General features: G+C 74.1%; 16 protein-coding genes. 5 read left to right on the top strand and 11 right to left on the bottom strand.

The genetic code is table 11. The features are described 5' to 3' along the window. Positions 1 to 87 precede the first annotated feature (87 nt). A complete protein-coding gene (locus ABZ497_RS11390) occupies positions 88 to 546 on the bottom strand; it encodes a BlaI/MecI/CopY family transcriptional regulator (protein WP_359804410.1) in 459 nt (152 codons plus the stop codon). 106 nt (positions 547 to 652) lie between these two features. Here ABZ497_RS11390 and ABZ497_RS11385 point away from each other — a divergent pair, with 106 nt between their 5' ends. The 4 genes from ABZ497_RS11385 to ABZ497_RS11370 all read left to right on the top strand — a co-directional run bounded on the left by ABZ497_RS11385 (position 653) and on the right by ABZ497_RS11370 (position 4,060). Further along, positions 653 to 1,327 (top strand): VTT domain-containing protein, encoded by a 675-nt coding sequence (locus ABZ497_RS11385; protein WP_359804409.1) that lies wholly within the window; start codon positions 653 to 655, stop codon positions 1,325 to 1,327. Further along, positions 1,324 to 2,004, top strand: a complete 681-nt coding sequence (locus ABZ497_RS11380; RefSeq protein WP_359804408.1) for a phosphatase PAP2 family protein — start codon at positions 1,324 to 1,326, stop codon at positions 2,002 to 2,004. The genes ABZ497_RS11385 and ABZ497_RS11380 overlap by 4 nt, the downstream gene beginning before the upstream one ends. 245 nt (positions 2,005 to 2,249) lie before the next feature. Next, positions 2,250 to 3,371, top strand: a complete 1,122-nt coding sequence (locus tag ABZ497_RS11375) for a TIGR03364 family FAD-dependent oxidoreductase (protein WP_329490049.1) — start codon at positions 2,250 to 2,252, stop codon at positions 3,369 to 3,371. A gap of 11 nt (positions 3,372 to 3,382) precedes the next feature. Continuing rightward, positions 3,383 to 4,060 carry a phosphonatase-like hydrolase gene (locus ABZ497_RS11370; protein WP_359804407.1) on the top strand — a complete coding sequence of 226 codons (678 nt, stop codon included), beginning with the start codon at positions 3,383 to 3,385 and terminating at the stop codon, positions 4,058 to 4,060. Positions 4,061 to 4,137: 77 nt separating this feature from the next. Here the strand turns inward: ABZ497_RS11370 and ABZ497_RS11365 are convergent, their stop codons facing one another. The 8 genes from ABZ497_RS11365 to ABZ497_RS11330 form a co-directional block, all read right to left on the bottom strand. Next, the gene (locus tag ABZ497_RS11365) at positions 4,138 to 4,788 is read right to left on the bottom strand and encodes an HAD family hydrolase (RefSeq protein ID WP_359804406.1); all 651 of its coding nucleotides are present in this window, start codon (positions 4,786 to 4,788) and stop codon (positions 4,138 to 4,140) included. Continuing rightward, positions 4,788 to 5,102 carry a phospholipase domain-containing protein gene (locus ABZ497_RS11360; RefSeq protein WP_359804405.1) on the bottom strand — a complete coding sequence of 105 codons (315 nt, stop codon included), beginning with the start codon at positions 5,100 to 5,102 and terminating at the stop codon, positions 4,788 to 4,790. The genes ABZ497_RS11365 and ABZ497_RS11360 overlap by 1 nt, the downstream gene beginning before the upstream one ends. A gap of 86 nt (positions 5,103 to 5,188) precedes the next feature. Then, positions 5,189 to 5,509: a multidrug efflux SMR transporter gene (locus tag ABZ497_RS11355; protein ID WP_329490053.1), complete on the bottom strand. Its 321-nt coding sequence runs from the start codon at positions 5,507 to 5,509 to the stop codon at positions 5,189 to 5,191. Positions 5,510 to 5,515: 6 nt separating this feature from the next. Next, the gene (locus ABZ497_RS11350; RefSeq protein ID WP_359804404.1) at positions 5,516 to 6,295 is read right to left on the bottom strand and encodes an HAD family phosphatase; all 780 of its coding nucleotides are present in this window, start codon (positions 6,293 to 6,295) and stop codon (positions 5,516 to 5,518) included. Positions 6,296 to 6,333: 38 nt separating this feature from the next. Then, positions 6,334 to 7,419, bottom strand: a complete 1,086-nt coding sequence (locus ABZ497_RS11345; protein ID WP_359804403.1) for an ABC transporter ATP-binding protein — start codon at positions 7,417 to 7,419, stop codon at positions 6,334 to 6,336. 22 nt (positions 7,420 to 7,441) lie between these two features. After that, positions 7,442 to 8,290 (bottom strand): ABC transporter permease subunit, encoded by an 849-nt coding sequence (locus ABZ497_RS11340; protein ID WP_359804402.1) that lies wholly within the window; start codon positions 8,288 to 8,290, stop codon positions 7,442 to 7,444. Then, complete coding sequence (locus ABZ497_RS11335; RefSeq protein ID WP_359804401.1) at positions 8,278 to 9,237, bottom strand: ABC transporter permease subunit; 960 nt, start codon at positions 9,235 to 9,237, stop codon at positions 8,278 to 8,280. Before ABZ497_RS11335 ends, ABZ497_RS11340 begins: the two co-directional genes overlap by 13 nt. Before the next feature lie 39 nt (positions 9,238 to 9,276). Then, complete coding sequence (locus ABZ497_RS11330; RefSeq protein ID WP_329490059.1) at positions 9,277 to 10,449, bottom strand: ABC transporter substrate-binding protein; 1,173 nt, start codon at positions 10,447 to 10,449, stop codon at positions 9,277 to 9,279. A gap of 342 nt (positions 10,450 to 10,791) precedes the next feature. On the opposite strand from ABZ497_RS11330, the gene ABZ497_RS11325 reads away from it, so the two are divergent. Further along, positions 10,792 to 11,628 (top strand): GntR family transcriptional regulator, encoded by an 837-nt coding sequence (locus ABZ497_RS11325; protein WP_329492294.1) that lies wholly within the window; start codon positions 10,792 to 10,794, stop codon positions 11,626 to 11,628. A gap of 48 nt (positions 11,629 to 11,676) precedes the next feature. On the opposite strand, the gene ABZ497_RS11320 is transcribed toward ABZ497_RS11325, so the two are convergent. Further along, positions 11,677 to 13,281, bottom strand: coding sequence for a TauD/TfdA family dioxygenase (locus ABZ497_RS11320; RefSeq protein WP_359804400.1), 1,605 nt, complete (start codon positions 13,279 to 13,281; stop codon positions 11,677 to 11,679). Positions 13,282 to 13,440: 159 nt separating this feature from the next. After that, positions 13,441 to 14,568 carry an aminotransferase class V-fold PLP-dependent enzyme gene (locus ABZ497_RS11315; protein WP_359804399.1) on the bottom strand — a complete coding sequence of 376 codons (1,128 nt, stop codon included), beginning with the start codon at positions 14,566 to 14,568 and terminating at the stop codon, positions 13,441 to 13,443. Positions 14,569 to 14,690: the final 122 nt, after the last annotated feature.

Genomic DNA, 14,690 nt, shown 5'->3' with positions numbered 1-14,690 from the left:
TCCACATGCTGGTCGGCGGGTCGGCGGGGCGGCGGGGCGGCCGGACGGCGAGGAAGGGCAGCGGCAGCGGCACCCGGACGGTCAGGATCACGGGGTGACCGGCCCGGTGGCGCCCCTCGGGCCCGCGCTCCCGTCCGGGGGTCCGCCCCCGCCGGTGGCGGCCCCGGCGCCGGTACCGTCGCCGCCGCCGAGGAGCTCGCGCAGCAGCCGCTCGTCCTCGCCGGAGAGATCGGAGACGAAGCGGGCCAGCACGGTGGACCGGTCCGCCTCCCGCCCCAGCTCGGTGTGCATCCGGCGGGCGGCGAGCCCGGCCCGGTCCTGGACGGTCGGGGTGTACGCGTAGGCGCGCCCCGCCCGGGTGCGTTCCACGGTGCCCTTGTCGTGCAGCCGGGCCAGGATCGTGGCGACGGTGGTCCGCGCGAGGCCGCGGCCGAGGGCCGCCTGGACGTCCTGCGGCGTCAGCGGCTCGCGGGCGGCCCAGAGGGCGGCCAGCACCTCGGCCTCCAGCTCCCCGGCGGGCCGGCGGGCCGGCGGTACGTCGGACATGGCGGCGGTTCCTCCCCGATTCGTCTACAGTCATGTAGACCGTCTACGGCACTGTAGACGATCGAGGGCGGCCGCGCCGCCCTCCCGTACGGGAGGTCCGCCGGCCTTGTTCCAGTCGTCCGCCACTCCGGCCGTTCACGCCCTCGCGGTGAACCCGCTGGACGCCTCGTCGCTGCTCGCCGCCTTCGGGGCGCTCGGGATCGCCGTCGTGCTCTTCGCCGAGACCGGGCTGCTCGTCGGGTTCTTCCTGCCCGGCGACTCGCTGCTGTTCACCGCCGGTCTGCTCTGCGCCCCCGGCGGCGCCGACGGCCCGCGGCTGGAGCTCTCCCAGGTCCTGCCGGCCGCCCTGGCCGGTGCGCTGATCGGCGCCCAGGTCGGTTTCCTGATCGGCCGGCGCGGTGGCCGCGCGCTGCTGCGGCGGACCGAGCGGAAGAGCCTGCGGCGCGGGGCCGAGCGGGCCGAGGAACTGCTCGTCAGGTACGGGTACGGCAAGGCGATCGTGCTCGGCCGCTTCATCCCGGTGGTCCGGACGGTGCTCAACCCGCTCTGCGGCGTGCTGGAGGTGCCGGTGCGCACGTTCACCCTCTGGCAGGTGGTGGGCGGCGTGGTCTGGACCGTCGGCGTGGTGCTGGCCGGGTACGCGCTCGGCTCCTCGGTGCCTGATATCGACCGTTACCTCCTCCCCATCATCGGTCTGGTAGTAGTTGTCTCCGTGATCCCGATCGTTCTGGAAATGTTCCGCGCCCGGAGGGCCCGGCGCCGTGGCGGTGACACCCGGTGACGCCCTCCCGTGCGCTGGCCGTCTACGACGGCAGCGGCATCGACGGCGGCCTCTACAGCCGGGTGATCGGGTGGGCGGACGCCGCGCCCGCCTGGCTGGACCAGGTGATCCGGATCTGGTCCGCGCTGGGGCTGGGGCTGTTCGCCGTCGTCATGCTCCGGGCGTGGTGGCGGGCGCGCGATGCCGGCCCGGCGGTGATGGCGCGGGTGCTGGCCTCGCCGCTGATCGTGGTCGTCGCCTTCGTCCTCAACTCCGGGTTCAAGAGCGTGGTCGAGGAGGTGCGTCCGTGCGCCCAGCTGGGTGTGTCCGGCACGCTGGAGACCTGTCCCGGCGCCGGTGACTGGTCCTTCCCGAGCAACCACACCGTGATCGCCTTCGCCGCCGCGACCGCGCTCTGGTTCGCGGACCGGCGGCTGGGCGCGTTCGCGGTGGCCGCCGCCGCACTGATGGGTGCCTCCCGGGTCTGGGTCGGCGTCCACTACCCGCACGACGTACTGGTCGGTGCGCTGGTCGGCGTCCTGACGGCGGCCGCGCTCGCGCTGGCCGCCGGCCGGGCCGCACCGCTGGTCGACCGGGCCCGCCGGGGCGCGCTGCGGCCGCTGCTGGGCGCGGGCGACGTCGCGCCGGCGGCCGGCGGCAGGCCGTCACCGGCGACCCAGCGGCGCCGGGTTCCGTGACCTGCCCGGTCCCTGTGCGGCCGGGGTGGCGGGGAGAGCAGGCGAGCCGGGCGCGGGCCCTTCGGACGGGCACCCGCCTGCGGGCGACCGTGGTGCGCTGACCCGGCCTCCCCCCGGCGGGCCCGGCCGGGGCGGGCCCGGCCCGGCCCGCCTGAGCGGTGTTGGCTGTACAACTTTTCGGTCGGTTCACCTGCGCGCCGCCGTTCGGACTCCCCTCGGCCACCTCGCGGCACCAGCCTGGCCGCATGAGAGTCATCGTCGTAGGAGCAGGCGTGCTCGGCAGCATGCACGCCTGGCAGGCCGTCGAGCGCGGCCACGAGGTCGTCCACCTGGAGCGCGAGTCCGAGGCGCGCGGCGCCTCGGTGCGCAACTTCGGGCTGGTCTGGGTCAGCGGCCGGTCGGGCGGTGAGGAACTGGACACCGCGCTGCGGGCCCGCGAACTGTGGGAGGAGATCGGCGCGAGGGTGCCCGAGCTCGGCTTCCGGGCCAACGGCTCGCTCACCGCGATCCGCACCGAGGCCGAACTCGCCGTCGCCGAACAGGCGCTGACCCGGGCGGACGCCGCCGCGCGCGGCTACCGGCTGCTCGACGCGGCCGAGACCAGAGCCGCCAACCCGGCCCTGCGCGGCAAGCTGCTCGGCGCGCTGCGGTGCGACCGGGACGCCGCCGTCGAGCCGCGCACCGCCCAGCCCGCGCTGCGCGCCGCACTGCTGGCCGGCGGCCGGTACACCTTCCTCCCCGGGCGGGAGGTCCGCGAGGTGATCGGTGAGAACGCCGTCCGCGACGACCACGGCGACGTCCACACCGGTGACCTGGTGATCCTCTGCACCGGCGCCTGGCTGGGCGGGCTGGTGCGCGAGCTGGCGCCCGAGCTGCCCGTCCGCAGGGTGCGGCTGCAGATGATGCAGACCGACCCGCTCGGCGAGGAGCTCACCACCTCGGTCGCCGACGGCGACAGCTTCCGCTACTACCCCGCCTTCGCCGGTGACGCGCTGGAGCGGCTGAAGGCCGCGCAGCCGCAGCCGCCGGTCGCCGCCGAGCACAAGATGCAGCTGCTGATGGTCCAGCGCAAGGACGGCGGCCTCACCATCGGCGACACCCACGAGTACGACCACCCGTTCGGCTTCGACGTCGTCGAGGACCCGTACGACCACCTGGTCGGCGTGGCCGAGGAGCTGCTCGGCCGGCCGCTGCCCCGGGTGCGCCGCCGCTGGGCCGGGGTGTACGCGCAGTGCGTGGACACCACCCGGGTGGTCCACCGGGAGCGGGTCCGGGACGCCGTCTGGCTGGTCACCGGTCCCGGTGGCCGCGGCATGACCTGCTCGCCGGCCATCGCCGAGACCACCGCCGAACTCGCCAACCTGTAAGGAAACTGAACATGCCCGCTGACATCCGCCTGGTCGTCCTCGACATGGCCGGCACCACCGTCGCCGACGACGGCCTGGTCGAGCAGGCCTTCCGGGCCGCCGCCGGTTCGCTCGGCGTCGAGGCCGGCAGCCCCGAGCACGCCCGCATGCTGCAGCACGTCCGGCTCACCATGGGCGAGTCCAAGATCTCCGTCTTCCGCCACCTGTTCGGCGCGGAGGAGAACGCGCAGGCCGCCAACACCGCCTTCGAGGCCGCCTACCACGACCTCGTCGACGCGGGGCACTGCGCCGCGCTGCCGGGCGCGGCCGAGGCCATCGCCGAACTCCGGGGCCAGGGCCGCAAGGTGGTCCTCACCACCGGCTTCTCCCGGGCCACCCAGGACCGGATCCTGCGGGCACTCGGCTGGGAGTCGATCGCCGACCTCACCCTCTGCCCGGCCGAGGCCGGCCGCGGCCGCCCGTACCCGGACCTGGCGCTCACCGCCCTGCTGCGGACCTCCACCGACTCCGTCCGCCAGATGGCCGTCGCCGGGGACACCGGCTACGACATGCTGACCGGCACCCGGGCCGGCGCCTCGGTGGTGGCCGGTGTGCTGACCGGGGCCCACGACGAGGCCCGGCTGCGGGCCGACGGCGCGACGCACGTCCTGAAGTCGATCGCCGACCTGCCGGGCGTCCTCGCGGGCTGAGCATGCGACGGCCGGGCGGGGTGCGCCGACCCGCCCGGCCGGCTTCTCCTCGGGGTGATCCCGCGGTGGGCCCGGGCTCAGTGGGCGGCGAGCAGGCCGGGCAGTTCGCGCATGTCGTGGAAGACGACGGTGCCGGGGCCCGCGAGCCGCTCGGCGGGGGTCAGGCCGCCGGCGTAGCCGAAGGCGCGCATGCCGGCGGCGCGGGCGGCCTCGACACCGGGGCGGCTGTCCTCGACCACCGCGCAGGCGGCCGGGTCGACGCCCGACCGCCGGGCGGCGTGCAGGAAGAGGTCCGGCGCGGGCTTGCCGCGGGCGACCTCGGTGGCACTGAAGATCCGGCCCGCGAAGTGCTCGTAGAGGCCGGTGCGGCCCAGGGTGTGACGCATCTTCTCGTGCGAGCCGCTGGAGGCGACGCAGGTCGGCAGGGTGAGGGCGGCCAGCGCCTCGGGGAGCCCGTCGACCGGGGCCAGCCCGACGTCCACCTGCTCGCGGTGGAGCTGCTCGAAACGACTGCTCCAGAGCGCCGCGGTGGCCTCCCCGAGCCGGGCGGCGACCTGCTCGCCGATCGAGGCGTGGGAGCGCCCGATGAACCGCTCGACCACCTCCGCCTCGGTGAGCGGCCAGCCCAGCTCCGCGCCCAGGGCGACCTGGACGCGGGCCGCGATGCGCTCGCTGTCGACCAGCACGCCGTCGCAGTCGAAGATCACCAGTTCTATCGGCTTGATCATCACCGCAGGATAGGGGGCGCCTTCGCTCGCCGGGGCGGGTCAGTGCAGGGTGCCGCGTAGCGCTGGGTGGAGCGGGTGCCGGTGGGTGCGGTGACGGCGCCGACGAAGCGGCGGACGAAGCCGTCGGGGCCGTGGACGGTGAAGTCGTACCGGCCGTCGGTGGTGGCGGCGCCCCAGGTGCGGGGACGGGTGGCGCCGGGGGCGACGGTGGAGGGCGGGCCGGCGAAGGCGTCCACGGTGTCGGGGTGGACGCTGTCGGGAAGGGGAACAACTCGCCCTTGATTGCCGGCCGTTGACGAGCGGGGGAGTCGCATCCGGCGCGCCCGGCACACGCGTCGCGGCTACGGCGAAGAGCCACGGCGCCCGCCCCGCCGCCGTGCGCGCGGGGCGGGCGGGCGGCTCAGTGGGTGCCCTTCAGGTTGAGCACCACCACGCCGACGATGATCAGGGCCAGGCCGAGCCACTGGAGCCGGCCCAGCGACTCGCCGAAGGCGATCACGCCGATGCCCGCCACGGCGGCCGTACCGGCGCCGGACCAGACGGCGTAGGCGACCGAGACCGGTATGTGCTTCAGGGCCCTGCCGAGCAGGGCGAAGGAGAGCACGTAGCCGACGGCGACGCCGAGGCTCGGCCAGAGGCGGGTGAAGCCCTCGGTGAGCTTGAGGGCGCTGGTGGCGCAGACCTCACTGACGATGGCGAGGGCGAGCAGGAGATAGGGCATGGCCGGTCACACCGCGGGTGCGGCGCCGAGCTTCCCCAGCAGCGCGAGGTCGGCGTTCACCAGGCTGTCCAGCAGGGTGACGCGCGATCCCCGGGGGATGGGCGCGGCGGTCGAGGGGACGGCGAGCACCGCGCAGCCCGCGGCGGCGGCCGAGGCGACGCCGGTCGGGGTGTCCTCGACGGCCACGCAGTCCGCCGGGTCGAGGCCCAGCCGCTCGGCGGCGGCGAGGTAGGGGTCGGGCGCGGGCTTGGTGCGCGGGGTGTCCTCGGCGGCCAGCGTCACGGCGAACCAGTCGCGGCCGATGGTGGACAGCACGAGGTCGACCACCCGGCGCGGGGAGGCCGACACCAGCGCGGTGGGCACCCGGGCGTCCCGGAGCTCGGCGAGCAGGGCGAGCGCCCCCGGCCGCGGGACGGTCTGCGCGGCGACCTTGCCGGCGAAGGACTCGCCGAGGCGGTCGGCGAGTTCGGCCTCGCTGAGGCTGGTGCCGCTGACCCGGTGCAGATGGGCCGCGGTGTGCTCGATGGCCTGGCCGAGCACCTCGGGCGCGTCCTGGTCGGTGAGCGGATGGCGCAGCTCGTCGGCGAGTTCGGCGGCGGCCTGCCACCAGAGGTGCTCGGTGTCGACGAGGGTGCCGTCCATGTCGAACAGGACGGCGGCGGGCGCGGCGGACCCGGGCTTCGTGGGGTCGGCCTTCGCCGGGTCGGGCTGTGCGGAATCGGGCTGTGCGGAACCCGGCTGTGCGGAACCCGGCTGTGCGGAATCGGGCTGAGCGGTATCAGGCATGGCGGTACCTTCGGTGGTTCGTCGGACGAGCGGACAGGTCAGACCGTACGACGGTCGACCAGGACCGGGCGCTCCGGCAGCGACAGCGCGGCGCGCGAGCCGACCGGCAGGAGGGCGGCGGCGTCGGTCGGCAGGTCGGCCTTGACCTCGGTGCCGTCGTCGAGCCGGACGGTGAGGCGGGTGACGGCGCCCAGGAAGGACGCGGAGACCACCAGCGCCTGGCCGTTCGGGGCCGGGACCAGCGACACGTTCTCCGGCCGGACCAGCACGTCGAGCGAGCCGTCCGCCGGCGCGGCCCCGTCCACCGCGTGGCGGCGGCCGAGCACCTCGACGCCGTCGGCGGTGCGGGTGCAGGGGATGCGGCTCATGGTGCCGACGAACTCGGCGACGAAGGCGGTGGCCGGGCGGGCGTACAGCTCGGACGGTGTGGCGCACTGCTCCAGCCGGCCCGCGCGCAGCACCGCGACCCGGTCGGCCATCGAGAGCGCCTCCTCCTGGTCGTGGGTGACGAACAGGGTGGTGATCCCCAGCTCCTGCTGGAGGCGGCGGATCTCCTCGCGCAGCGAGAGGCGGACCTTGGCGTCCAGGGCGGAGAGCGGCTCGTCGAGCAGCAGCACGCGCGGCCGCAGGGCGAGCGCGCGGGCGAGCGCGATGCGCTGCTGCTGGCCGCCGGACATCTGGTGCGGGTAGCGGTCGGCGTGCTGCGGCAGACCGACCAGCTCCAGCAGCTCCTGGGCGCGCCTGCGGCGTTCGGCCTTGCCGGTGCCGCGCATCCGCATGCCGAAGGCCACGTTGTCCGCGGCGGTCAGGTGCGGGAACAGGCTGTAGGACTGGAACACCATGCCCGCGTCGCGCCGGTGCGCGGGGATGCGGGTGATGTCCTCGCCGTCCACCAGCACCTGGCCGGAGTCGTGCTGCTCGAAGCCGGCCAGGATGCGCAGCGCGGTCGTCTTGCCGCAGCCGGACGGGCCGAGCAGGGCGAGGAGCTCGCCGGGCCGGACGGTCAGGTCGAGGCCGTCCAGCGCGGTGGTGGCACCGAACGAGCGGCGCAGGCCGAGGAATTCGACGGTCGCGCCGCCGGGTGCGAGGTGGGTGCCGGCGACGGGGGCGGTAACCGTGGTCATGATGGGGATCGCTCCGGGGGCTTCAGGAAGTGGTGGTCTTGTGGCGGCGCTCGCGGCCGACGGTGGCCAGCAGGAGCAGCAGCAGCCAGGTGATCAGCAGGCTCAGGATGGAGACCGCGACCGACATGTGGGCCTGGCTGTTGCCGACCGAGTAGATCCACACCGGGAAGGGCTGGTAGCCGAGGATCGAGGCGGCGGTGAACTCGCCGAGGACCAGGGCCAGGGTGAGGAAGGAGGCGTTCAGCAGCGCGCCGCGCAGGTTGGGCAGCACCACGGTGAACACCGCGCGCGGCCAGCTCGCGCCGCAGTTGCGGGCGGCCTCGACCAGGGTGCGCAGGTCCACCGCGCGCAGACCGGCGTCCAGCGCCCGGTAGGCGAGCGGGAGCGACATCAGCACGTAGGCGATGACCAGCACCAGCGGGAAGTCCGGGTCCTGGATGAACACGAAGGTCTGGAAGAACGGCGTGTCCATCAGGTAGTCCGGGCCCCAGCGCAGCACGCCGATCAGGCCGGCGGTCAGCGCGACCGGCGGGACGACCAGCGGCAGGGTGCAGAGCACGTCGATCACCGGGCGCAGCCTCGGCGAGCCGAGCCGCACCGCGATCAGCGCCGGTACCAGCAGGAGCAGCAGCACCAGGACGGTGACCACGGCCAGGCCCAGGGTGAGCCAGAGGCTGTCCAGGAAGCCGGGGGCGCTGAGCAGTCCGGTGTACGCCTCGAAGGAGTAGCCCTTCGGGTCGTCGATCGAGAAGTAGCCGGCGGCGGCCAGCGGGACGACGAAGTAGACGCCCGCGAGCAGCAGGACGGTGCCGCGCCACCAGCGCACCTTGCGGCGCGGCGAGGAGGGGCGGGCGGAGGTCAGCTGAGCCATCGGGCACTCCGGCGCTGGAGGGGGAGGTACACGGCCATCACCAGGACGGCCACCACGATCATGTTGAGGCTGAGGGCGAGCGCGAGGTTGCCCTGGCCGACCAGCACGTTGCCGGAGAGCGCGTCCGCGATCGAGCGGCTGACCAGCGGCACGGTCGCGCCGACCATGGCCGCGGCGGTGGCGTACGCGGCGAAGGCGCTGCCGAACAGCAGCACGAAGCCGCCCAGCAGGGAGGGCAGCAGGATCGGCAGCGCGACGTGCAGCCAGTACTGGACGGTGGTGGCCCGGTTGTTGTGGGCCGCCTCGCGCCACTGGACCCGGAGGCCGTCCAGGGCCGGGGTGATGGTGAGCACCATCAGCGGGATGAGGAAGTACAGGTAGACGATGGTCAGGCCGGTGAAGGAGTAGAGCGACCAGCCGTGGTCCGTCAGGTGGAGCAGCTTGGTGACCTCGCCCGCGTTGCCGAGGGTGGCGACGAACGCGAAGGCGAGCGGCAGGCCGCCGAAGTTGGCGAGCACGCCGGAGGCGGTCAGCACCGCCTGGCGCAGCCAGGTCTGCCGGGAGGTCACCACGGCCTGCGCGATCGGCAGGCCGATCAGGGTGGCGAGCAGCGCGGTCAGCGCGGACAGCTTGAGGCTGCTGAGCATCGCCGTCCAGTACGCGCCCTGGACGGAGTCCCTGATGTTGTCGAGGGTGAACTGGCCGCCCCCGCCCTCCGCGTCGCTGGAGGTGGTGAACGCGCCGATCACGATGGCGACGGCGGGGAGGCCGAAGCCGATCAGGAAGAAGAGGAAGAGCGGCACCGTGGCGAGCCAGGAGCCGCCGCGCGGGCGTCGGCGGGCGGGCCGGGCGGGGGTGGGGGCGGGAGCGGTGGCGGACGCCCCCCCGCCGCCACCGTGAACGGTGGCGGCGGGGGTGGTCGGCACCGGGGCGGGAGCCGTGGTCATGAGTGGGATCAGCCCGTTTCGGGTTGCTGCGGCAGGGTGTCAGCCTGCGATGGCCTTGGTCCAGTTCTCGGTGACGACCTTCTTGGCGGCCGTGATCTGGTCCTGGGTCGGGAAGGTGGTGAACGGCTTCTCGACGGCGGGCAGCTTGGCGGCGGCCGCGGTGTCGAGGGTGCCGTCCTTCTTCAGGGCCTCGAAGGTGGAGGGGGTGGCGTAGCCGCCGAGGAAGAGGTTCTGGCCCTCGGCGCTGAACAGGTACTCCTGCCACAGGCGGGCGGCCGCCGGGTGCGGGGCCCACTTGTTGACGGCCTGGTTGTAGAACTGGGCGTAGCTGCCGTCGGAGGGGACGGAGACCTTCCAGTCGACGCCCTTCTCCTTGAACTCGTCGGTGTAGCCGGCGTTCAGGTACGACCAGTCGATCGAGATCGGGGTCTCGCCCTTCTCGATGGTGGCCGGGGTGGACTCGACGGGGTTGAAGTTGCCCGTGGCCTTCAGCTTGCCGAAGAAGTCGATGCCGGGCTGGATGTTGTCCAGCGAACCGCCGTTGGCGAGCGCGGCCGCGTAGACGCCGCCGAACGCGGAGCCGGACTTGGTCGGGTTGCCGTTCAAGGCGACCTGGCCCTTGTACTCGGGCTTGAGCAGGTCCGCGAAGGTCTTCGGGCAGTTCGGGATCTTCTTGGCGTCGCAGCCGATGGAGACGTAGCCGCCGTAGTCGTTGACGGCGGCGCCGTTCGCGTCCTTCATGGTGTCCGGCACCTTGTCGAAGGTGGCCACCTTGTAGGGGGCGAGCAGGCCGTCCTTGACCGCCTGGAGCGCGAACGCGCTGCCGAGGTCGACGACGTCGGGGGCGCGGTCCTGGCCCTTGCGGGAGGTGATCGCGTTGATCTCGTCCTGGCTGGAGCCGTCCGGGTTCTCGTCCTCGATCTCGATGCCGTACTTGGCCTTGAACGAGTCCATGATCTTGCCGTAGTTGGCCCAGTCCCTGGGCAGCGTGATGACGTGCAGCTTGCCCTCCTTCTTGGCGGCGGCGACGAGGCCGTCCAGACCGCCGAAGTCGGCGAGCGAGGTGGCGTCCTTGGCGTCCTTCGCGCCGGCCTTGGCGGCGTCACCGGACTTCGGGGCGGTCGAACCGGCGGAGCCGCAGGCGGTGAGGGAGAGCGCGGCGGCGGTCAGTACGGCCGCGAAGGCGGCGGCGCGGGCACGGTGCACGGTCACGGGTCAGTCTCCTGATCAGGGGCGTACTGCGAGGGGTGCGTTTCGCGGGGGTGCGTCTCGCTGAGAGGTGCTTCTTCACAAGGGCGGGCCAGGCGATCAGTCGTTCGGAACCGTCCGAGTTGACTAGCCAACTTCGCCTGACGGAGGTAAGTACGCCGGAGTCCGGTGACGGGAAGGTGAACGGATGGCCCAGAACCGGGGGCGGCTACGGGAACGGTCGAATCAGGGCCTCGGTCAGTGATCGACCGAATGCGATGCTTCGAAGGCGCAGCGGGATAAAGTCGGGCTGTCCGGGCCGGTACGGCTGCGCAGGACACCGCCCCAGGAGGGACATTGACTGACGTGGCACTGGAGCCCGACCGCCCCGCGGTCCCTGCGGCACCCGCGGCACCCGCCGCCCCCGTGGCCCCTGCCGCGCCGGGCCAGGAGCGCGCCGCCGGTGCGCTCTACCGCAAGGTCGCCGCCGATCTGCGCGAGGCGATCACCACCGGCGCGTTCGGCGAGGCCGGCCGGCTGCCCGCCGAGGGCACGCTGGCCGAGCAGTACGGGGTCTCCCGCGGCACCGTCCGCCAGGCGCTCGCCGTGCTGCGCTCCGACGGCCTGGTCACCTCCCGGCGCGGCACCCGGCGGGTGGTGCTGGGCACCGCCCGGGTGCAGAGCTTCTCCGAACTGCTGAGCTTCACGCACTGGGCCTACTCGATGGGCGAGGAGCCCGGCGGCATCCTGGACTCGCTGGTGCGCCGGCCGGCCGACGCCGCCGAGCGCGAGCAGCTGCGCCTGGAGGCCGGCTCCGAGGTGTACGTCACCGTCCGGCTGCGCACGCTCTCCGGCGCGGCGGTGATGGTGGAGCGGACGGTCTACCCGCCCCGGGTCGGCGAGATCGTCGCCCAGCTGCCGGCCGACGTGGTCTCGCACACCGAAGTCCTGCGCGAGCACGGCATCCTGTTCACGGACGCCGACCACACCATCGACATAGTCGCCGCCAACGCAGAGGACGCCCGGCTGCTCGGCTGCCGCCGGGGCAGCCCGCTGCTGCGTGAGCGGCGCCGGACCACCGACCCGACCGGGATGCCGGTGGAGTGGTCCCAGGACCGCTACCTGCCCGGCACGGTGGCCTTCAGCATCCACAACTCGCTGGCCACCTCCGCCCTCTCGCGGCACGCCCGGGAGGGTGACTGAACTCCGGCGCCGGCGTGGGGAGTCGGACCGGCCGACGCCCCAGTCCCCCTAGCGCATGAGGGCGGCCAGCAGCGGGCGGAAGTGCTCGAACCCCGGGGTCTCGGCGTCCGGGTCCTTGGCCTGCTCGTCCCAGCGGCGCACGGCGACGGCGTCGGCCGCGCCGGGCAGGGCGGCGAAGGCGGCGGCCTGCTCCGCGCCCATCGGGCCGCCCTGCACCTGGAGCGTGTACTCCGAGGCCTCGGAGAGCCGCTCGCGGTAGCCGGGCTCTGCCGTGCACAGGTACCGCTTGGCGGCCACGTGCAGCCGGACCGGCTCGGTGACCTCCGGGCCGAACCACTGGGCCAGCCAGGCGGCGCCGGTGTTGCCGTGCCGGTTGTCCTGGCCGTTCATCAGGTCGCGCCCGTGCGGCGTTCCATGGCCGTGCTCGTCGAAGAAGTGCCCGATGTCGTGCAGCAGCGCGGCCGCTACCAGCTCCGGCGCGGCCCCGGCGGCCTGCGCCAGCGCCCCGGCCTGCAGCATGTGCTCGGCCATGGTGACCGCCTCGCCCAGGTACTCGCCGGCGCCCTCGCCCGCGAACAGCGCGGCGATCGTGTCCAGCGCGGCGGTGCGCCGGTGCAGCACCGCGAGGGTGCTGTGCAGCGAGTCGAGGTCCGCGTAGCAGCCCTGGAGGTGGCGCGATCCGTCCTGCTCGAAGGCCGTCCGGGCGTGCAGCAGACGGACGTTGTCGAAGATCAGGCAGTCGCCCCGGTCGAGCCGGAAGTCCAGCCGGAGCTCGGGCCGCAGGGTGATCGCGGCGAACCGGCGGTAGGCCGCGTAGAAGGCGTCCAGCTCCTCGGCGGACCCGCGCAGGGTGCTGATCGACCGGTTGTTGAACCGCACCTCGCGGATCCGGCCGCGCGCGTCCACCTCGATCAGCGGGCGGTCGGCGCGCAGTTCGGTGCCGCGGTCGCGGAACACGAAGGGGACCGGGGTACGGGTCAGCACCACGAAGTCCGCCGGGGACTCCTCGCGCAGCAGCGCCGCCGCCTTGAAGCCGTCCACCAGCCCGGAGTCGCCGCCGGCCGCGGAGTTCTCTAGGCAGTGCAGCAGCTGCAGGGTGGGCACCGGGTCCCGGTACGGGTTGTCGCTGTGCGGGGCGATCGCGGCGCTGGTGAAGGCCAGGTTGTTCGGGTCCGGCTCGACCCGGACGTCGAACAGCTCACCGTAGTTGGTGACCCGGACGTGGCCGAAGGAGCGGGCCACCGCGAGTACCTGCCGTTCGACCGCCGGTACCCCGCGCAGCACCGCGAACCCGGAGCGTCGGACGGCCCCGAGCACCGCCGCCTGCTCGGCCGGGTCGGCCAGGTAGGCCTCCCACGCCGCCTCCGGGATGCCGCGGCGGAAGTCGGCCGCGACCCAGAGCTGCTTCTCCGCCTCGGTGCGCCCGTCGCCGTCGGCGTCCCGCGCCAGCCACTCCAGCGGGTAGCGCGACCGGTGGCCGTCCGACCAGAGCACCTCCAGGTTCCCGCCGACCTCGGCGTGGGCGGCGAGGGCGAGGTCGGCCGGCAGGTCGGTGATCTGGAACAGCTTCTGCCCGCTGCGCCCGTCCCGGCACTCGACGCAGGGGCAGTTGTCGCGCAGCCAGTACGGCGGCAGGTGGGTCGGGAGCGCCATGGGTCTCTCCTGGTCGGCAGGTGGCTTGGTGAAGTTGTATAGCCAACTTCTCCTCGTGCGGGAGCCTGCCGGGTGACGGTGAGATCTGGGTGGCCACACGGTGAACCCCTCGGGAACAAGAGCTCCCGAGGGGTTCGCGGCGTGGTCGGGCGACCGGTCTCAGCCGGCGGCGACGGCGCTCTCCCAGGCGGCGTCGGCCGCCTTGAGGGCGGACCCGGCGTCCGCCCGGGCGACGGTGTCGGCCCCGCCGTCGGCGCCGAGGGTGGTGGCCAGGGCGGTCAGGAAGGCGCGGACGGTGGCGAGCGAGGCCGCCGGGCCGTAATGGTTGACCCGCAGCATCGAGTCGGCGAGCGCGCCGCCGCCGGGCTGGACGGGGAGGGTCGGGTCGAGGCGCAGCAGGTCCGCGGCGAGCCCGGCGGCGGACAGGCCGGCGGGGGTGCGCAGGGTGGTGGCGACCGGCGCCGCGTGGGCGTCGTCCGGGACGAACGGGGCGACGGTGCCCAGGGCGCGGACGCCCGCCCGGACCGCCGCGGCGGCGGCGCGGTGGCGGGCGATCACGGCGGGCAGGCCGGCCGCGGCGATCCGGTCCAGGCAGGCGCCGAGCGCCAGCATCTCCAACTGGGCCGGAGCGTGCGGGAGTGCGGTGCGCCCGGCGTCCGTCCAGCGCTCCTTCCAGTCCAGCAGCGAGAGGTAGGAGCGGCGCGGCGCGGCCGGGTTGGCGGCGATCCGCTCCCAGGCGCGCTCGGAGACCGAGACGGCGGAGACCCCGGCCGGGCCGCCCATCGCCTTCTGCCCGCCGATCACGCAGAGGTCGATGCCCCAGGCATCGGTGAGCAGCGGTTCGGCGGCCACCGAGGCGACGGCGTCCACCATCAGCAGCGCACCGTGCGCGCGGACCACGGCGGCGATCTCGGCGACCGGGTTGGTGTTGCCGGTGGCGGCCTCCGCGTGGACCAGCGAGACGAAGTCGATCGCCGGGTGGGCCGCCAGCGCCTCGGCGACCTGCGCGGCGGTGACGGCGGTGTCGAACGGCACCGCGAGGTCCACGACCGTCGCCCCGCAGTCGCGCAGCCAGTTGCCGAAGGTCTGGCCGTACGGGCCGGTGACGATGTTCAGCGCGGTGGAGCCCGGCCGCGCGGCGCTGCGGATCGCGGCCTCCAGCGGCAGCAGCGCCTCACCCTGGGTGACGATCACATCGGCGGAGGTGTGCAGCAGCGCGGCGACCTTGTCCTCGATCGCCGCGAAGTCGGCGGCGCTGAGCGGAGGAAGGTCGAGGAACGGGCTCACGGTGGCGGCCGGCCTTTCGGAGAACGGGACGGAGGAGGGGAGGCGGTTCGGACAGGGACGAGTCTGCCTCATCCTCCCCGCGTGCCGGGAAGGCCCTGCCCGGGCGGGACCCCGCTCGGTAG

It is taken from the genome of Kitasatospora sp. NPDC005751 (genome assembly GCF_040630835.1).
Classification (GTDB): Bacteria; Actinomycetota; Actinomycetes; order Streptomycetales; family Streptomycetaceae; genus Kitasatospora.
Note: the sequence above shows the minus strand (reverse complement) of the source record. Positions and strands in the feature narration are given on the sequence as shown.